15 protein-coding genes are annotated in these 18,200 nt (G+C 50.9%); 9 read left to right on the forward strand and 6 right to left on the reverse strand.

The window, feature by feature from the left end:
- The first annotated feature begins 110 nt into the window (after positions 1-110).
- On the forward strand, positions 111-1,208 hold the full coding sequence (locus tag GWC94_RS10880; protein WP_161835056.1) for a mandelate racemase/muconate lactonizing enzyme family protein: 1,098 nt from the start codon (positions 111-113) through the stop codon (positions 1,206-1,208).
- Between the two features lie 122 nt (positions 1,209-1,330).
- Positions 1,331-1,852: an acyl-CoA thioesterase gene (locus tag GWC94_RS10885; protein WP_161835057.1), complete on the forward strand. Its 522-nt coding sequence runs from the start codon at positions 1,331-1,333 to the stop codon at positions 1,850-1,852.
- 144 nt (positions 1,853-1,996) lie between these two features.
- Here the strand turns inward: GWC94_RS10885 and GWC94_RS10890 are convergent, their stop codons facing one another.
- Complete coding sequence (locus GWC94_RS10890; RefSeq protein WP_235918514.1) at positions 1,997-2,770, reverse strand: lysophospholipid acyltransferase family protein; 774 nt, start codon at positions 2,768-2,770, stop codon at positions 1,997-1,999.
- A gap of 102 nt (positions 2,771-2,872) precedes the next feature.
- Between GWC94_RS10890 and hxpB the strand changes: the two genes are divergently transcribed.
- Positions 2,873-3,538, forward strand: coding sequence for a hexitol phosphatase HxpB (gene hxpB / locus GWC94_RS10895; RefSeq protein ID WP_161835058.1), 666 nt, complete (start codon positions 2,873-2,875; stop codon positions 3,536-3,538).
- 222 nt (positions 3,539-3,760) lie between these two features.
- On the opposite strand, the gene GWC94_RS10900 is transcribed toward hxpB, so the two are convergent.
- Positions 3,761-5,293, reverse strand: a complete 1,533-nt coding sequence (locus GWC94_RS10900; protein ID WP_161835059.1) for an OmpA family protein — start codon at positions 5,291-5,293, stop codon at positions 3,761-3,763.
- Positions 5,294-5,505: 212 nt separating this feature from the next.
- On the opposite strand from GWC94_RS10900, the gene GWC94_RS10905 reads away from it, so the two are divergent.
- Together GWC94_RS10905 and recJ are read left to right on the forward strand one after the other, a co-directional pair.
- Positions 5,506-6,468 carry a polyprenyl synthetase family protein gene (locus GWC94_RS10905; RefSeq protein WP_161835060.1) on the forward strand — a complete coding sequence of 321 codons (963 nt, stop codon included), beginning with the start codon at positions 5,506-5,508 and terminating at the stop codon, positions 6,466-6,468.
- The gene (recJ, locus tag GWC94_RS10910; protein ID WP_161835061.1) at positions 6,468-8,168 is read left to right on the forward strand and encodes a single-stranded-DNA-specific exonuclease RecJ; all 1,701 of its coding nucleotides are present in this window, start codon (positions 6,468-6,470) and stop codon (positions 8,166-8,168) included. The genes GWC94_RS10905 and recJ overlap by 1 nt, the downstream gene beginning before the upstream one ends.
- Positions 8,169-8,182: 14 nt before the next feature.
- Here the strand turns inward: recJ and GWC94_RS10915 are convergent, their stop codons facing one another.
- The 4 genes from GWC94_RS10915 to GWC94_RS10930 all read right to left on the reverse strand — a co-directional run bounded on the left by GWC94_RS10915 (position 8,183) and on the right by GWC94_RS10930 (position 15,241).
- A complete protein-coding gene (locus GWC94_RS10915; RefSeq protein WP_161835062.1) occupies positions 8,183-9,193 on the reverse strand; it encodes a ferredoxin--NADP reductase in 1,011 nt (336 codons plus the stop codon).
- A gap of 213 nt (positions 9,194-9,406) precedes the next feature.
- Positions 9,407-11,242, reverse strand: a complete 1,836-nt coding sequence (htpG, locus tag GWC94_RS10920; RefSeq protein WP_161835063.1) for a molecular chaperone HtpG — start codon at positions 11,240-11,242, stop codon at positions 9,407-9,409.
- Positions 11,243-11,359: 117 nt separating this feature from the next.
- Positions 11,360-12,694, reverse strand: a complete 1,335-nt coding sequence (locus tag GWC94_RS10925; protein ID WP_161835064.1) for a DUF5689 domain-containing protein — start codon at positions 12,692-12,694, stop codon at positions 11,360-11,362.
- Between the two features lie 9 nt (positions 12,695-12,703).
- On the reverse strand, positions 12,704-15,241 hold the full coding sequence (locus GWC94_RS10930; RefSeq protein ID WP_161835065.1) for a TonB-dependent receptor: 2,538 nt from the start codon (positions 15,239-15,241) through the stop codon (positions 12,704-12,706).
- A gap of 131 nt (positions 15,242-15,372) precedes the next feature.
- Here GWC94_RS10930 and GWC94_RS10935 point away from each other — a divergent pair, with 131 nt between their 5' ends.
- The 4 genes from GWC94_RS10935 to rplI all read left to right on the forward strand — a co-directional run bounded on the left by GWC94_RS10935 (position 15,373) and on the right by rplI (position 17,867).
- Complete coding sequence (locus GWC94_RS10935) at positions 15,373-16,407, forward strand: endonuclease/exonuclease/phosphatase family protein (RefSeq protein ID WP_161835066.1); 1,035 nt, start codon at positions 15,373-15,375, stop codon at positions 16,405-16,407.
- Positions 16,408-16,462: 55 nt separating this feature from the next.
- Positions 16,463-16,981 carry a 30S ribosomal protein S6 gene (gene rpsF, locus GWC94_RS10940; RefSeq protein WP_235918515.1) on the forward strand — a complete coding sequence of 173 codons (519 nt, stop codon included), beginning with the start codon at positions 16,463-16,465 and terminating at the stop codon, positions 16,979-16,981.
- A gap of 2 nt (positions 16,982-16,983) precedes the next feature.
- Positions 16,984-17,247, forward strand: coding sequence for a 30S ribosomal protein S18 (gene rpsR, locus GWC94_RS10945; RefSeq protein WP_161835067.1), 264 nt, complete (start codon positions 16,984-16,986; stop codon positions 17,245-17,247).
- Positions 17,248-17,420: 173 nt separating this feature from the next.
- On the forward strand, positions 17,421-17,867 hold the full coding sequence (rplI, locus tag GWC94_RS10950; RefSeq protein WP_161835068.1) for a 50S ribosomal protein L9: 447 nt from the start codon (positions 17,421-17,423) through the stop codon (positions 17,865-17,867).
- Positions 17,868-18,200: the final 333 nt, after the last annotated feature.

Consider the following 18,200-nt stretch of genomic DNA (forward strand, 5'->3'; position numbering starts at 1 on the left):
TTTTGACGGAATCTGGGAATTATGCAAAAAATCCCACCACATGCAGCGTTTTGCAACCGGATGCAGTCCCCCCGCAACGGATTCCGCATAAATACCGGAAATTCGCATCTATGAAGATCAGCCAGGTTGAGATATATAAATACAGCATACCCATGGTACCCTTCACCATTGCCACCGGAACCATGGAACAGGCGCAGAACCTGTTTATCCGGGTTCATACGGATGGGGGTATCACCGGCGTGGGCGAATGCTCCGCGTTTCCGATGATCGCTGGCGAAACACAGGCCACCTGTTTTGCCATGGCCCGCGATTTTGCTGCGCTGTGGAAGCACAAAGACCCGCTGGCCATCGCGCAGCGCCTGGAAGAACTGGATCTTTTTACTGCCGGAAACTATACCGCCAAAAGCGCATTTGACCTGGCCCTGTACGATATTGCTGCCAAAGCGGCGGGCCAGCCCCTATATGCCTACCTGGGCGGGAAGCAGAAACTGATTGAAAGCGACCTCACCATTGGGATAGATACCCCTGAGAAAATGGCCGAAACAGCCGTTTCCTTCAGAGAAAAAAAAGTGAACATCATCAAAGTGAAACTGGGTAAAAAACCGGCGGACGATATAGAGCGGATCAGGCAGATACGCACCGCGGCCGGCAGCGGTATCCGCCTGCGCATCGATGCCAACCAGGGATGGAGCTACGAGGATGCGCTGTTTGCGCTGCAGTCGCTCGAGCCATATGGCATCGAATTCTGCGAGCAGCCTATGCGTAAATGGAACGATGAGCTGCTTCCCGAATTATGCAGGCTTTCCCCCATACCCATTATGGCAGACGAGAGCGTTTTTACCCACCATGATGCGGAAAGACTGATCCGCAACAGGGCCTGCGATTTTATCAATATCAAATTCGCCAAAAGCGGCGGTATACAGGAAGCGCGGAAGATCAATGCCGTGGCGGAAAAAAACAAGATCCCCTGTATGCTGGGCGGCATGCTCGAAAGCCGTGTGGCGCTGACGGCCAAGGTTCATTTTGCCATGGCCCACGACAATATCCGTTTTTACGATCTCGACACCTGTTTGCTGGGGCACCTGACAGACCCCGTAACCGGTGGCGTAACCTATTCGGGTATGCAATTACAGCTGGCAGATACCCCGGGCATTGGCGCCGATGTGGATGAGGCCTACCTGGCGAAACTGGAGAAAGCGGTTGTATAAATTTTGGAACTGGGGATTGGGGAATTTTGAAATTGAGGGCAATGATTCGGCAATTTCAAAATTTCCCGATCCCCAATTCCCAATCCCTCCCCTGCTCTCCTATCTTTGCGCAAACTTTTTTCATGGAAACACGCAAGGCGTCGGACAGTTTTACCATTATGAATGAGCTGGTATTGCCGAACGATACGAATACATTTGGCAACCTGATGGGTGGCAGGCTGATGTACTGGATGGATATCGCTGCAGGCATCGCCGCCGGCAAACACTGCAATGCGCCAAGTATGACAGCCTCGGTTGATAACCTGAGTTTTAAGAACCCCATCAAAATCGGCAACGTGGTGCATATCGAAGCCAAAGTATGCCGCGCGTTCACCACCTCCATGGAAATACATATCCGTGTATGGGGCGAAGACCTGCTGCACCAGTATACCTATGAAAGCAACGAAGCCTTCTTCACTTTTGTAGCCCTTGACCCCAACGGAAAACCCCGCACGGTTCCCCAGCTGGTACCCGAAACAGAGGATGAAAAGAAACTCTACGAAGGCGCTTTACGCAGAAGACAGATACGCCTGATCCTGGCCGGCAAAATGAAACCAGATGATGCCAATGAACTGAAGGCATTGTTTTTTACTAAGGGGGAGTAGTTGGTTGAATGGTTGAATGAGTAAATTGTCAAATGGCTAAATGGTTAAATGGTTGGGTGGTTGAAGGGACCTGGATACCGAGCCCGGCATTGTTGCCGACCCGGGCCATTAGGCCATTAAACAATTCAGCCATTTAACCCTCCCCTACTTCCCCAGCAGCTGCATAAAATGATGCCTGCCGCGCAGCATATAGCTTTTGCTTTGTTCAATGGCTTCCATCACCTGGTCGAGTATTTCTTCAACGGGCTGGGTATAGTCGATAACCATGGGTTCCTTGAAACGGATGGACAGCAGGGACCCTTTCTTTTTAAATCCGAGACCTGTTTTATTGAATGCGCGCCAGAAGCCGTTGATCACCACAGGTATCACAACGGGCTGGTTGTGCTTGATGATATAGGCGGTGCCTTTTCTGCCCGGTGCAAAGGGTTTGGTGGTGCCCTGCGGGAAAGTGATCACCCAGCTCCTGCCCAGGGCTTTATCGATCTTCTGGGTATCTCTCTCCTCGCGGCTGCGTTGTATCTCCCGGCCGTTCTCGCGCCAGGTTCTTTTGATCGTCAGTGCACCGGCCATTTTGAAGAAACGGCTGATCCAGCTGCCGTTCATCGTTTCTTCCGCGGCAACAAAATAAACATTGGTAAAAGGGTTTAAAAGATAGTAGGGTACCCCAAGGCGGTTCTGCTTGCGCCATTTCACCGCGCAGAAAATATGGATGAATGCGATGACATCCGCAAAATAGGTCTGGTGATTGCTGACGAACAGCACATTTTTTTTGGGCAGCCTGCGCAGGTTTTCCGTACCCTCTATCCGTATGCGGTTAAAAAACACCAGCCCGGGGTAGGTGAGCGCACCCACAATACTGTATACCACCGAACGGAATAAACGGATGTATCGAAATCGTTCCAGAAGATTCATAGCCATCAATCAGTTATAGCAAGCCTTGCAAATTACGCATTTCGTTACAAACGCTCTCTCCGCAAAATTTGCTGCGCCGATCCGTTTACTACCGATACTTTTGCATCCATGCAATTAAATACGGTCATTTTTGATATCGATGGTTTACTGGTAGACAGCGAGCCGCTGTGGGGCGAAGCTGCTGCCGAAGTTTTTCAGCAGTACGGCGTGAGCCTTACAGAAGAACAATATGTAACCACAACCGGCTTACGTACCAAAGAGTTCCTGCAATGGTGGTTCCGGCATTTCAATATAGGCGATGAAGAACTGGCGCGTGCAGAAAAAAACATCGTTTACGCGGTGCTGAACAAGATCGAACGCAAGGGCCGTATCATGCCCAGTGTACCCTATATATTTGATTTCTTTACCCGGCAAAAGTTCCGCATCGGTCTGGCCACCTCTTCCCCGCCTGCGCTGATCGACCTGGTGGTGGGCCTGGCAGGTATCAAAGACTATGTAAAAGCTGCCTGCTCGGCAGAATCGCTTCCCTATGGCAAGCCCCATCCGCAGGTATACCTGAACTGCGCCGAGAATCTGGGCGCACGCCCTTATGAGTGCATCTGTTTTGAAGACTCATTCAACGGCATGATCGCGGCAAAAGCGGCCAGGATGAAATGCGTGGTGGTACCTCATCATAGCCAGTCGAAAGAAGACCGCTGGGCCGCGGCGGACCTCAAGCTCTCCTCGCTGCAGAACTTTGGCGAACTGCATTTTAACCTGCTGGCAAACAGGTAGGAGGTAAATGGGGGTATTGCCAAATAAGGGGCAGGAAGGTTACATTGACTGCATGGTTGCATTGTTAAATTGTTTAATGGTTAAATAATCATTGAACAATTTAACAATGCAACCATGAAGCAATTTAACTGACACTACCCTTATCAATCTTCCTATAATGACCAAAGCCCCCATTACGCATGGAGGCTTTGGCGATTATCTGTTACGGTTTCCCGTGTTTGATTATCCTTTTCTCAGGTTCGGATGCGGAGCAGGTACTGTGTTAGGACCTGTTTCTGTAGTGCCTTGCAGGTCTACCGTGTTTGCATCGCCGTCCTGACCGTATTGGAACAGCAATCTGCCTTCAGAGATACCTTGCTTTTCAGTCAGGTATTTGATCACAGCGTTTACACGCTCCCAGCTCATCTGCTGTGCAGCTTTGCTTGAAGCACCGTAACCGATCACTTTTACATTACAGTTAGGGTTAGCCTTGATGGTAGCGGCAGCGCTTGCCAGTACTGATTCAGCAGCTTTGGTAAGCTTAGCGCTGTTCTTGGCGAACTGTACGCTTGGCAGGCTTCCGATAGTACAAACAGGAGTAGGTTCTTGTTTGCTGTTGGCCAGCAGGTCGCGCAGTTCTTTGCAGCAGGCTGGTTCAGGACAGGTACCAACACCGTCGGCATTTACAGGGAAGCATTTCAGTGAAGTCAGGATTTCTTTGTCCTTAAAGTCAGGTACACCGTCGCCATCTGTATCTTTTGCCACACCGTGTGAATCAACAGGTGCGCCTTTCGGAGTGTTTGGCTCCAGGTCGAACTGGTCGGTTACACCGTCACCATCGCCATCGGGCAGTACCACTTTAGGCAGTTTCATGTGACGGGGAACATTCAACTCGCTGTACACGTAGTTGTTGGGGTTCAGCCACCACAATGGTTCAACGCGCTTAGCGGCGTTACCCAGGTTGATGTTAACACGGAAGCTGGTGAAACCGTAGAAATCATTGCTGTTTCCACCTCTCCAGCCGTCAAGAAAATCGTATCCGTATACAGGGAACGTGAATTTGTGCTCCAGACCAACATTCACACGCTTGCTGGCTTTGATCGCGATACCGAGACCGGCATCCAGACCATGGAACAGCGTATAAGCGTGACGGTTGTTGATGGTATTACCACCAAAAGTGGTGATCGTACCCGCCTGGCTGTTAGGCCAGCCCAGGCCGTAGAAATAGTTGTAACCACCTGGCTGAGCGCCGGGTGCGCCTTTATACTGAACCAGCGCAGCGTTCAGGCTGTAACCGCCGATCAGGTAAAGGTTTGTTTTGGGATTGCCGCGGTAGTGACTTGCCGCATTCAATGAATAGATCGCATCGATTCCCAACTGGTACGTGCGGTTTTTGTAGGCAGTCTGACCGATTGCCGCGCCATACGCATTGGGTTCACCGGTAGGCCACAGACCAGTCAGTGAAGTTCTGATAGACCATGCATTGTTGATGGCTTTACGTAAAGACACGGTGGCACCGAAGCCGTATTTGCCTTTAACGTCGCCCTGGATTTTCACCAAACCAACACCCAGACCCAGTTCCCACATGTTGCGTGGTTTTGCAGGGTAGATGTACTGGTTGTTCAGGAACTCATTGTGCTGGGGCATGTGAGACACTGCTATCTTAGAAGTGTCCTTCCAATCCCAACCCCAATCAGTACTTTGGGTTTGCGCCATAGCCACGGTCTGTACCAACAGTGCCATGGCCAGGATAAGGATGTACTTTTTGCTTGCCATAAAAAGTGTTGTTTATTGATTTTAATTAAAGAACTTGACGGAAAACATGGCAAAAATATGCTTTATGATGAAATTGTACAATTTTTACCAGTATTAAATACACTTATTTACTTCGGTTTTTCGCAAGTAAAGACCGCAGCAGTACCATTAACGCTGCTTTCGCCGGGGTTATTGTATAGCGCAAGTGTTATATTGCAGCATTATTTTGATCGATGAATTTAGCAAAACAGGTTATCGCTGAAGAACTTAGGCTTTTTGAAAAACATTTTAAGGACGCAGTGCAAAGCAGGGTTGCCTTGCTTGACAGGATTATGCAATATATTGTCAAGCGCAAGGGTAAACAGATGCGTCCGATGTTTGTTTTACTGAGTGCACGGCTTGGCGGACCTGTAACCGACCGCACTTTTCGCGCGGCCTCGCTGGTGGAGCTGGTGCATACGGCCACATTGGTGCACGACGATGTAGTGGATGATTCGATGGAGCGTAGGGGATTCTTTTCAATCAATGCGCTCTGGAAGAACAAGATCGCCGTTCTGGTGGGCGATTATCTTTTGTCGAAAGGCCTGCTGCTTTCGCTGAGCAACCGCGATTACGATGTGCTGGAGATACTGACCGAAGCTTTTAAGCTGATGAGTGAGGGCGAACTGCTGCAGTTCGAGAAATCAAGAAAACTTAACCTGGACGAAGCCGTTTACTATGATATTATTAAAGGTAAGACCGCTTCGCTGCTGGCTTCTGCCTGCGCCGCAGGTGCTTCCACTACCATGGAAGACCCCGTTCTGGTGGAAAAAGTGCGTGTTTTTGGCGAAAAAGTGGGTATGGCCTTCCAGGTAAAAGACGATCTCTTTGATTACGGCATGTACAATGTAGGCAAGCCCACCGGCAACGATATCAAGGAAAAAAAATTAACCCTCCCCCTTATTTATACCCTGAATCAGTGCGATGCGGAGACCAGGAGAAAACTGATCTACATCGTAAAAAATGAAAACACCAAAAAGGAAAAGGTCAGCTGGCTGATGAAAACCGTGGAAGAAAGCGGCGGTATCCGTTATGCGGAAGAAAAAATGAACAGGTTCCGGGACGAAGCCCTGCAGCTGCTGCATGAATTTCCGGATACCGAGATCCGCGCTGCCCTGGAAGACCTGGTCCGGTATACGACCGACAGAAAATACTGATGCAAAAAAGGTGGAAAATATTGTCTGCGGATACTGCCACGGTAACCGCTTTGCATGATTCGCTGAGGATCAACCGTACCCTTTGCCAGATCCTGGTGCAGAGAGGTATTGATGATTTTGACAAAGCCAAACAATATTTCCGCCCCCGGCTTTCGGACCTGCACGATCCCTGGCTGATGAAAGACATGCGCAAAGCCGTTGACAGGCTGCTGACCGCTTTTGCCGGCAGGGAAAAAATACTCGTATTCGGGGATTACGATGTGGACGGCACCACCTCGGTGGCCAGCATGTTTGGTTTTCTTTCATCGGTATACGACCAGGTTGATTTTTACATACCCCACCGCTACCGCGAGGGTTATGGCGTTTCCCGGATGGGTATCGACTATGCAAAGGAGACCGGCGTTACCCTGATCGTTTCCCTCGACTGCGGCATCAAATCGGTTGAACTGATCGGCTATGCAAAGGAACAGGGCATCGATTTTATTGTTTGCGACCACCATTTGCCGGGCAAAGACCTCCCCGATGCAGTGGCCATACTGAACCCGAAACAGGCTGATTGCGCTTATCCCTACAAAGAACTCTGCGGCTGCGGCGTAGGTTTTAAACTGATGATGGCGATGGCACAGGAGATCGGGCTGCCCGATACGGCTTACCTTGTTTACCTGGACCTGGTGGCCACGGCCATCGCTGCGGATATCGTTCCCATTACCGGCGAAAACCGGACGCTGGCCTATTACGGCCTGATCAAAGTGAACGAAGACCCCTGCCCCGGTATCAAAGCGCTGATGCAGCTGGCGGGCATCAAAAAAAAGATGCATGTCAGCAGTCTTGTCTTCGTGATAGCCCCGCGCGTGAATGCTGCGGGCAGAATGGACGATGCCAGAAAAGCCGTGCAGTTGTTTATCGAAAAAGATTACGACAAAGCCCTGGCTTTTGCAGAAATGCTGCACAGCGATAACATGGACCGCAAAGAAGCCGATTCCAGTATCACCGAAGAGGCCCTGGCGCTGATACGCGGCGACGAAAACCATCTTACACGAAAAACAACCGTGGTATTCCAGGAACACTGGCACAAAGGCGTGGTGGGTATTGTTGCCTCGAGACTGATCGAAAGTTTTTACCGGCCTACCATCGTACTTACACGCAGCGGAGATTATATAGCCGGCAGTGCAAGAAGTGTGGCAGGTTTCAATTTATACGAGGCCATTTATGCCTGCCGCGAACACCTGCTGGGGTATGGCGGGCATTTTGCCGCGGCCGGCATGACGCTGCTGCCCGAGAAAGTGCAGGCATTCTCCGACGCATTTGAAAAAGAAGTGGGCCTGCTGATCACCGAAGAGCAACTGATCCCCGAGATCGTCGTCGACGCGGAGATAGGCCTCAACGAGATCAACCCGAATTTTTACAGCATACTCTCGCAGATGGAACCGTTCGGGCCCGAAAACATGCGACCTGTCTTTATTGTACGAAAAGCAAAAGATACCGGCGCTTCCAAGATCGTAAAGGAGCAGCATCTCCGTTTTGTGGTAAGACAGAACAATACCACCCTAACCGGGATCGGGTTTAATATGGCCGCCAGTATGGAGCTGCTGCGGTGCGGCCAGCCGGTAGATATCCTGTTCACGATCGATGAAAACGAATGGAACGGTGAAAAAAGTCTGCAGATGAAGGTGGTGGACTGCCGGCTATCTGTTGACTGATCCAGCCGATCGCTTCATATCCTCAGCTGTACATCCCCGCCCACAGGATAACCCGTGCAGGTCAGTACCCGACCGTTGTTTATTTCATCCTGCAGCAACACATCGTTATGCCACATCCACACCTTACCCGAAACACAGGTGGCCGAGCAGGTGCCGCACTGACCCGCCTCGCAGCTGTATGGCAAAGGGATTCCCAGTGATTTTGCTGTTTGCAGAATAGTGGCGGGGTATTGTACCTCGAAGCGAAACAACTGTTCCTTCATCGATACCTCTACCATATGCGGCAGCGCATCGGGAGGCAATTCTTTAACAGGTGGTTTTTCTATATGAAATATTTCCCTGCGGATATGCTGCTCGGGTACACCTTCCGTTTTTAGAACGATGGTGATGGTGCGCATGTATTCCAATGGCCCGCACAGAAAAAACAAAGCATGTTGTTTATACCGGCCCGCCATCTCTGTGATACGCGCCACATTTAACCGTTTCCTGCTTTGATGTTGGCCGCTGAACAGGTAATCGACGATCAATCTTTGCGGGTATTTCCCCAACAGGTCCTCCAGCAACCGATAAAAAATAGTGGTGTGGGGAGAGACGGTGCTATACACCAGGTGTACCCTGACAGCGGGGTGCGAAGCCAGCAATGTTTTGATCAGTGAAAAAACAGGTGTGATCCCGCTGCCGGCAGCAAAGAACACGACCGCATCGTATTCCTGTATGGTTTCCGGCAACACAAAAAAACCCGAGGCACCGGTGGTGTACACAATGTCCCCCTCCCTGGCCTCGTCAATAAACCAGCGCGAATAGGCGCCGTTGGCCACACGTTTCACCGTTACCTGCAACGGCTCATTCATTACCGGTGCCGATGAAATGGAATAACTCCTGCGGTCTTCCGCGCCATTGTTTTTGCGGAATACAAAAGTCAGGAACTGACCCGGCGTATAGCTGATGTCTGCACCGCCTAAAACAAACGACTTTGTACCCGGTGCTTCTTCGATGATCTTCTGTATCTGCAGGCGATGGAGCATGCGGCAATTTAAACGAAAGAAGGGAGATATGAGGGTGGATTTACGGATTGGTGATGCTGCGGAACCGGGGGATGGATGGCCGATAGGCTGTGATGCTGCAGATGCAGGGAGGTTTTTTACCGCAGAGACGCGGAGGAGGAGAGTTTCGCAGAGGGTTTGGATAAAAAAACTGCCGGCGGTGTGCCGGCAGTTGATGTGTTTTGTCTGAACAGTTTATTTCTGCAGTAACTCAACGCTTCGGTTGATGAAATTGGTGAGTTCATTTCCTTTCAGCAATCCCTGTGAAAGCAGGGCCAGGTCTGCCAGGTTGCGGATCTGTTTGGTCTGCACATCCGCATCGGCCTCTTTCAACAATGACTGGTAGATCGGGTGGTTGCCGTTTACAGTGAGCGTTACCTCATCGGGCATCTGTGCATAGAAAGCGGTCATGCCGCCGCCAACAGCGCCCATATCTTTCATCCTGCGCATAAACTCCGGGCGTGTAGCCACAACAGGCGCCGATTCGGGACTCAGTCCTTTTACTTCCGTGGTAACATGCAGGTCGGCGATGGTGAGCGTGAACATTTCCTTCAGCTTTTCGTTCTCCTCCTTGCTCAGTACACTCTCGGCGCTCTCCTGTTTGTCGATCAGGTTCTCTACGATATCCGCGTCCACACGCACAAAGCCGGTGTTCTCCCATTTCATTTCCATGGTGTTGATAAACGCCGCGTCCACCATCGTTTCCATCTTTACCACCAGGTAACCTTTTGCCTTTGCCGCCTGTATATAGGCATTCTGCTGCACCGGGTTGGTCGTATACAGAATCACCTGCTTGCCTTCCTTGTTCTTCTGAAGCGTTTCGGTGGCCATTTTGTATTCTTCCAGCGTATGGAATTTTCCTTCCACGTCTTCCATCACCAGAAATTTGTTCGCTTTCTCCAGGAACTTGTCATCGGTCATCATGCCGTATTTCACGAACAGGCCAAGACTCTCCCATTTTTCTTCGAGCGACTGTCTTTCGTTCCGGAATATCTCATCGAGTTTATCGGCCACTTTCTTGGTGATATGGGCATTGATCTTTTTTACATTGGGATCGCCCTGCAGGTAACTGCGGCTCACGTTCAGCGGGATATCCGGGCTATCGATCACACCCTGCAGCAACATCAGGAATTCAGGAACGATATCTTTCACCTCATCGGTAACAAATACCTGGTTGCTGTATAACTGTATCTTGTCTTTCTGTATCTCGTAGCTCTGTTTGATTTTCGGGAAGTAGAGAACACCCGTGAGGTTGAAAGGATAGTCTACATTGAGGTGTATCCAGAACAGGGGCGTTTCGTTGAAAGGATAGAGCTCTTTATAAAATTTCTCGTAATCCTCTTTCGAAAGATCTGCCGGCTTTTTGATCCAGAGCGGATCGGTGTTGTTGATCGATTTCTCCTCACCTTCTTTTTTCTCTCCCGCTTCTGAAAAATAGATCGGAATGGGCAGGAATTTGCAGAAACGTGTCAGGATGCCCTGTATTCTCGATGCTTCCAGGAATTCCTGGCTTTCTTCATTGATATGCAATACGATTTTTGTGCCGCGCTGGCTGTAATCAACATCGTACAGCTCAAATTCGGGACTGCCATCACAACTCCAGTATACACCGTTTGCCTCCTGTTTATGGCTTTTGGTATAGATCTCCACTTTATCGCTCACCATAAAAGCGCTGTAGAACCCAAGGCCAAAATGCCCGATGATATTGGCATCCTTGTATTTTTCCATGAATTCTTCGGCACCGCTGAACGCTACCTGGTTGATGTATTTGTCAACCTCTTCGCTGGTCATACCCACGCCGCGGTCGATGATGCTCAGCGTTTTTTCCTTGGCGTCCAGTACCACATCGATACGGAGCTCGCCCAGTTCTCCTTTTGCCTCGCCGATGGAAGACAGGGTCTTCAGCTTCTGGGAAGCGTCCACCGCATTACTTACCAGTTCCCGCAGGAATATCTCGTGATCGCTGTAAAGGAATTTTTTGATGATGGGAAAAATATTCTCCGTTTGTACCCGGATCTGTCCTTTTTGCATACCTGTTCAATTTTGCTGCAAATCAACAAAGAAAATACCAAACCGGCGTGGCTGTCATGTTGGCAAGATTTTCAGCCCGCAAAGGATGGTACGGCGAAATTTTTTCAGGTTCCCCCGTCAGTTCCCCAAAATGCGGATATTATCCAGCTGGAAACGGGTGGTGCGTTTATCGTACACCATAGCGGGATCCGCGCCATCGTACCTAAAAGCGATGTAAACGATGCTCTTGTAGTTGTCCAGACTGATATTGCCGGACCAGACCCAGCTTGTTGCCAGGTTATTGACAGTGCCCTTTGCCACCTGCGCTTTCAAAGGCACCCATTTTGATTTCCAGGGCATGGCACTCCCGTCGTAATTGGTGGACACCAGTACCTGCAGCGTTGCGCCGTTATCGAATCCATCCCTGGTCATAAACTGCAGCTGTTCATTTGCGGAACCCGTGAGATTAACCGGGGGTGATATCAGCCAGGACCCGACCGTTGGCTGCCCCGTGGCAAAAGCCCCGATCTCGGCATACCCGTTTCCCGAATTTGTTTTCCGCTGAAAAAGCCGGTTACCCGCTTCGGCGATGTTCTTCCAGTTTTTTGCGATCTGGACAGAATCCGGCGGCCTGGTCTCAAAATCTTCCGATAACAGCAGCTTGATCCCTGCGGCGGCACAGCGCAATCCTTTCAGCTGCATATCCGCGGTATCACGCAGCATCAGCTGTTTTTCATTCCTGAAAACACTGTACACCGCCGTGATCTGGCCGTTGCCCCTGGGTGTTCTGACACCGGCAAATCCGGCAAAACCACTGGTACGCAAACTTACGCGGGCTCCGTTGCAGGCCTGCACCGTACGGTTGGCCGAAACCCGGTTTGGCGCATCCGCATAGGTTTTGCCGGTATCCGATGCCGGCAGTTCGATATCGCTGATACGCACCAGGCAGCTTTGCAGCGAATCACCCAGCTGCTCTATGGTAACAGGTATCGGCCGCAAAGGGTTGCCATACGAACCGGCAATGATGTGCCGGTTTATCAGCGGCTGCGGTATGGCGATCAGCTCGGGGTACTGCGGATCGGACCGGTCTACGCCTGCACCCAGCTGTATCATATTGGCGTAATCGCCCAGCCAAAGGTCTTTCAGCTTAAGGGCTATTTTCCGGCCAACAGGATAGCTTGCATACAAGCCGGTGGCGTCCAGTTTAACGGAGATGCCACCGGTACTGTCCTGCACAACGATTGTTTTGTAAAAATTGCCGCTGCTGTCATTGGCAACAACCAGTCCGGAGACCACGTACTCGTTCAGTATTTTTTCAAACCCACCGGCAAAATGCTGGGAGCGCAGCTGCCTGATCGAAAGATTCGGCCGGATATCGGCAGGCTTGCCCACCGGCGGTTCCTCTATTTTCTTATGACAGGTGCTTGCGCTCAGCAATACCAGCACCAATAACAACAGGGAAGTGGTTTTCATAGTCGGATATTAAAATCTCAGGGAAATGTTTACGGAGAAATTCAGTCCCATCGCATAAAAAAATTTAGCAGGGAAACGGTTGATATGATTTGCATCAAAACGCAATTGTTCGTAACCGCCGGAAACCATATCCTGTTTGTTCAACAGGTTATTGATGCCCGCATACACCGATACGGTGGCTGATCTTTCGCTGTGCTGTTTTAACCGGAAAAAACCGCCTCCCGAAATATCGATGGTGAACTGATCCGGTAACCGCTGCTGCTCCAATACCGATCTCCGGGCATCGCTGCCGGGTGATAGCTGGGCCAGCGCCGCAGAAGTTCGCCGCAGCGGGTTCATCTCCAGCCAGTGTTCCCTGAAATAGCTGATGCTCAGGTTGGCATAAAAGCCACGCTCTCCCTGGTAGGTTACCCCCGCAAGATAGGCCTGCTGCGGCGTGCCTCCCACGCGATGGTTTTTTGCATACACTACATCCCGTTCCAGCACATAGGCATCGTTGTCTGCTGTTACCACCAGGTTTTGCCGGCTGGTATACAGAAAACTTCCCCAGGATGCGGCGCCGGTGAAGGCATACCGCGGAAAAGGTTTCCACTCGATACCCAGTTCTGCGCCGCTGTGTCTTTTATCGATACCGCTCAACGCATAGTTCACAAAACTCCGGTAGCCATCGTGGTAAAAACTGAGTACATTCATTCCCTTCCTGAACCAGGTTGTATACATGCTGGCCCTTATTTTTAATGCGGGGGATTGCAAATGGTAGCTGATCTCCCCGCTGTACACCTGCTGCCTGTCGATCAGTTCCTGTTCCGTATTCCTTGTTGCCGGGGAGATCAGCACATCATCGGCAGACGGCGCTTTTTCGGATACCAGCCACTGCAACCCGAGGTAATGGCGGCCGTTGAACTTGTGGGTGGCGCCGCCTTTCAACGCATATTCTGCAAATTCATATACAAGCGAGCGTCCGAGCGACTGCTCCGGAAACAAACCGGTGCGCATCAGCCCGTCCCGGAACCAGGTGGCGTATCCCAGTTTGAGTGCAAAAAACAGATCCCATTTTTTTCGTGGTACGATGGCCTGCATCCAGCCGTACACATTTCCGTGCGTCATCCGGTAATCGTAGCCGTAGCGATCGCCTTTTTTCAATACGCGGTTGGGATGGTCAAGATCGTTCTGCATCACGGAGGCGTCTCCTTCCGCAAACTGGTTCCAGTCCATATAGTATTCGCCACCCAGCAGGTCGCGGATCTGTTTGAAATGACGCAGACGCTGCCATTGCGCCGATACGCCGGCCGATAAACCCATTGAGCCGGGCAGCATCGATTGGTAGCGCATACCCGCATCCGCACGCTGCACCTTCGTTACCCGCTCTTCGAGAATATAATGCGACCGCAGACCGGTGAAACGGCTGCCCGGCAGGCCATCCACATCATATACCGTTTCGTTACTGTTGCGGTTAACGGCATATAACCTGTCCCAGTTTACCTGCAGCAGACCGGGATCACTGGCATATGCATCCGTCATTGCCGCGCGAAGCGCCGTATCCTGGCTGAAGGAAGGCAGGTTGCGGTAATAATCGGGTCTTGGGTCGGGCGCATGGTACCAGTCGAGACCGGTGGCGCTGCGTCTGCCGTACATGGCCGCCAGCGAAAAAAGACAGGATTCGTGGTTGCTGATACGCCTGTCGTAATTGATCATCAGTACCGGCACATGGGTATATCCCGCATTGGCATTTCTTGGTTGCCCGTGCTGGTAACCCCAGTAGGCATTGTATTTCACAGATCCGGTAATATCCCTGACCTCTTTTACCGATGCCGACTGTTTTCCGTTAAGAGCCGCATTGCCAAAAACACAAACGGAAAAAATATCGGCGCCGATTTTTCTGTCGACAGCCAGGTAATAGGCGGCGCCACTGACAAAAGTGCCGGGCATATAGCCTTTCTCTGCATAACGGGCGCCTGCACTCACTGCATAAGCCCATCCTTTTGCATTCATTCCCCTCGCATAGGAGCCGGATAACCGGTGCGTGTAAGAACGGTTGGAGAACGAATACCCCAGCTGTGTTTGCGCACGCTGCCGGAAGGCGCGCATGTCGATGCTGCTGCTGATACCGATATCGCCAAAATCGTTTTCATCGGCCCGCAGAAAAGCGCTTACCTGCACATTACGGGTAACATCGTTCAAACCGCTCCAGTATGACCAGGGTATGAACCCGTTTTCGGGATTATTCATTGCGATGCCGTTGATCAGCGTACGCGACCATGCCGCATCGTATCCCCTTACCCTGAACCGGAACACGTTGAAATGAAAAGCGGCGGCGCCGAGCAGTATATCTCTGTTGGCACCCAGTAAAGAAGGCATAAACAATCCGGCATCGTCTGAACGGTTGTTCTCGTTCAGCCATATCACCGGCGGCTCCGTGGCGGCTTCTTCTATCCAGCCGATCAGCCGGGTACTGTCGCCGCGTTTTTGCACCGGGCCATTGCCTGTCTGTGCGGCAGACCGCAGCGGCAGCAGCAACACAAGCATCCATCCGATCCTTGTCAGCATAGGTTACAAAATGCGGGGCGGCAACAAAGGAAAACGAAACTAAGCAGGCCTGTCGCCGCATCCAATACCTCCGTGTTTTTTATGCGGTAAATACGCTACCCCACGCTGAGACGCCGGCGTAGGTTTGCTGCATGCGTATGATTGCCGTACTGGTATTATTGCTGATGGTATACCTGGCGGCCGACAAGCCTTACCAGGTATGCATCGTGGCATTTTATAACCTGGAGAACCTGTACGATACGGTCGACAATGCCTTGGTGAACGACGACGAGTTTACGCCTGCCGGCGCGAAAAAATATACCTCGGCCATTTACCGTGACAAGCTTCAGAAACTGGCCACTGTTATCAGCAGAATAGGCAGGGATATCTCTCCCGACGGACCCGTATTGCTGGGTGTGGCGGAGATTGAGAATGACACCGTGTTACAGGATCTCGTACAGCATCCGCTGTTGCATGCACGCAGGTACCAGGTAATTCATTTTGATTCAAAAGATGCAAGGGGTGTGGATGTGGGTTTGCTGTACCAGGCCGTCTACTTCAGACCGGTGTATGCGGCCAGGTTATTTGTTGCGCTGCCGGGCAACAGCAAGGAGGCGGCATACACCAGGGACATACTCTATGTAAAGGGATGGCTGTCGGGAGAAATGATTCACCTGTATGTAAATCACTGGCCCAGCCGCCGGGGAGGCCAGGAAAGAAGCGCTCCGGCCCGCGCCGCGGCGGCTTCGGTATGCCGGGATCATGCGCGGAACATCCTACACAGCGATCCGCATGCAAAGATCATTCTGATGGGAGACCTCAACGATGATCCCGACAGTCCGAGCATCGTGCAGGTACTCGGTGCAAAAGGAAACAAAGAAGAAGTAACGCCGGCCGCCTGGTTCAACCCCTGGCTGGAGCCCTATCAAAAAGGACTAGGTACCCTGGCCAACCGCGACAGCTGGGGTCTGTTTGACCAGATACTGCTTTCACACGCCTGGCTTAACCCGGGTGATTCGTCTTACTTTTTTCACCATGCGGCGATCTTTGCGGAGCCGTTCATGAAAGAAGACCGCGGCCGCTTCAGGGGCTACCCCATGCGTACCTGGGACGGTAACCTGTACCGGGGCGGCTACAGCGATCATTTTCCTACTTTTGTGGTGCTGGCAAAAAAGGCGCGGAACTGAAAAAAGGAGCGAAATCCCCGCCGGGCTGGGCTTTGCTTACTAACTGATAATTAGCATGTTACGAAATGTCCGCTTTTTTGCGCCCATTCCTGCAGGTAAATTCCCAATGATTCATTACCTTCGCCGCCCCAAATCTGTTTTGGCAGATTCTTTCTCCCGCACGGAAAGCGGGAGGATGTCCAGTGGGAAAAAACCATTTCATAACCAAAAAATTCAGGTAATGAACAATTACGAATTGATGGTGATCTTTACACCGGTATTGTCTGAGGAAGATTTCAAAGCTTCCCAGAAAAAATACTCCGATATGATCACTGAAACCGGTGGCTCCATTATTGCAAGCCATCCCTGGGGTTTAAAGTCTCTGGCCTACCCTATCCAGAAAAAAACAACCGGTATTTACTGGGTTCTTGAATTCACCGGTCCTTCCGAACTCAACGAGAAGCTGAAGATCCAGATGCTCCGCGACGAGCAGGTGATGCGTCACATGTTCACACGTCTCGATAAATACGCCGTCGAGTACAACCACGTTAAAAGAAATGGCGGATTTGCAATGCAAGACAAACAGGAGGCTTAATCATGGCAAAGAACGAAATCAAATACCTGACCGCCATCAAACAGGAGAAGCCAAAGAAAAAATTCTGCCGCTTCAAGAAATATGGCATTAAATACGTTGATTACAAAGACATCGAGTTCCTGAAAAAATTCATCAACGAGCAGGGCAAACTGCTGCCCCGCCGCCTCTCAGGTAACTCCCTGAAATACCAGCGTAAAGTACAGGACGCCGTTAAGAAAGCACGCCAGATGGCGCTGTTGCCTTATGTAACCGACCTGTTGAAATAGAAACCGGGTGCGATTTACGGGGTGCGGGTATCCGAACCAATGATGCCTTACTTCGCCAATCGTACCAATCCATACTTAATTAGTAACCTTCCCTAACTCGCCAGCATCAAAACTGTCGAAGACAGGCCGAAGCTTTTGCGTAGGACTGGGCTCTTGGGACTAAAACAACAAACATGCAAGTAATCCTGATCGAAGACGTGAACAACCTGGGTGGCCGTAATGAACTGGTTACCGTAAAGAATGGTTATGCACGCAACTACCTGATTCCCAGCAAGCTGGCTGTAGAGGCAAACCCCTCCAACCTGAAACAGCAGGAAGAGCGCCTGAAAGTAGCCGCTAAAAAAGAGGCTGCCATGCTGGCTGAGCTCAATAAAGTTATCGAAGTGCTGAAGGCTTCGCCTGTTTCCATCGGCGCCAAAACCGGCACCAGCGGAAAGATCTTCGGTAGCGTTACTTCCCTGCAGATCGCCCGCGCCATCCGTGACCAGAAAGGTTACGAGATCGACCGCAAGCGCATTTCCATCGTGGACGAAGTAAAAGAACTCGGTACCCATAAAGCTGCCATCGATTTTGGCAACGGTAACACCGTAGAACTTGATTTTGAAGTGGTTGCCGAATAAAAGCGACCGCTGATCATAAGAAAAGCCCCCTGAAAAAAGGGGCTTTTCTGTTTACCGGGCAGGGCGATTAGGGGCCTGGCTGCCGAAACCGGCATCTTTTGTGGCAGCCCGTAGTTGTAACAGGGTAAAAATCACGGTAAAACCGCGGAAAACACCGAATATTGCCCCAGGGCAAAAATTCCGGGTCCGGCATTTCAAAATCTCCCAAAAGCAGTATCTTCGGTAGTCCAATGGCAGTGCTTCCATCTTTGAATGTGTTTTAACGTAAATGCTTCAGGGTTCTTGGTTACTGTTTACCCATTGGGGTTTTATTCACTTAATTTTTTAAAGAAC

It is taken from the genome of Sediminibacterium soli (genome assembly GCF_009939225.1).
Taxonomy (GTDB): domain Bacteria; phylum Bacteroidota; class Bacteroidia; order Chitinophagales; family Chitinophagaceae; genus Sediminibacterium; species Sediminibacterium soli.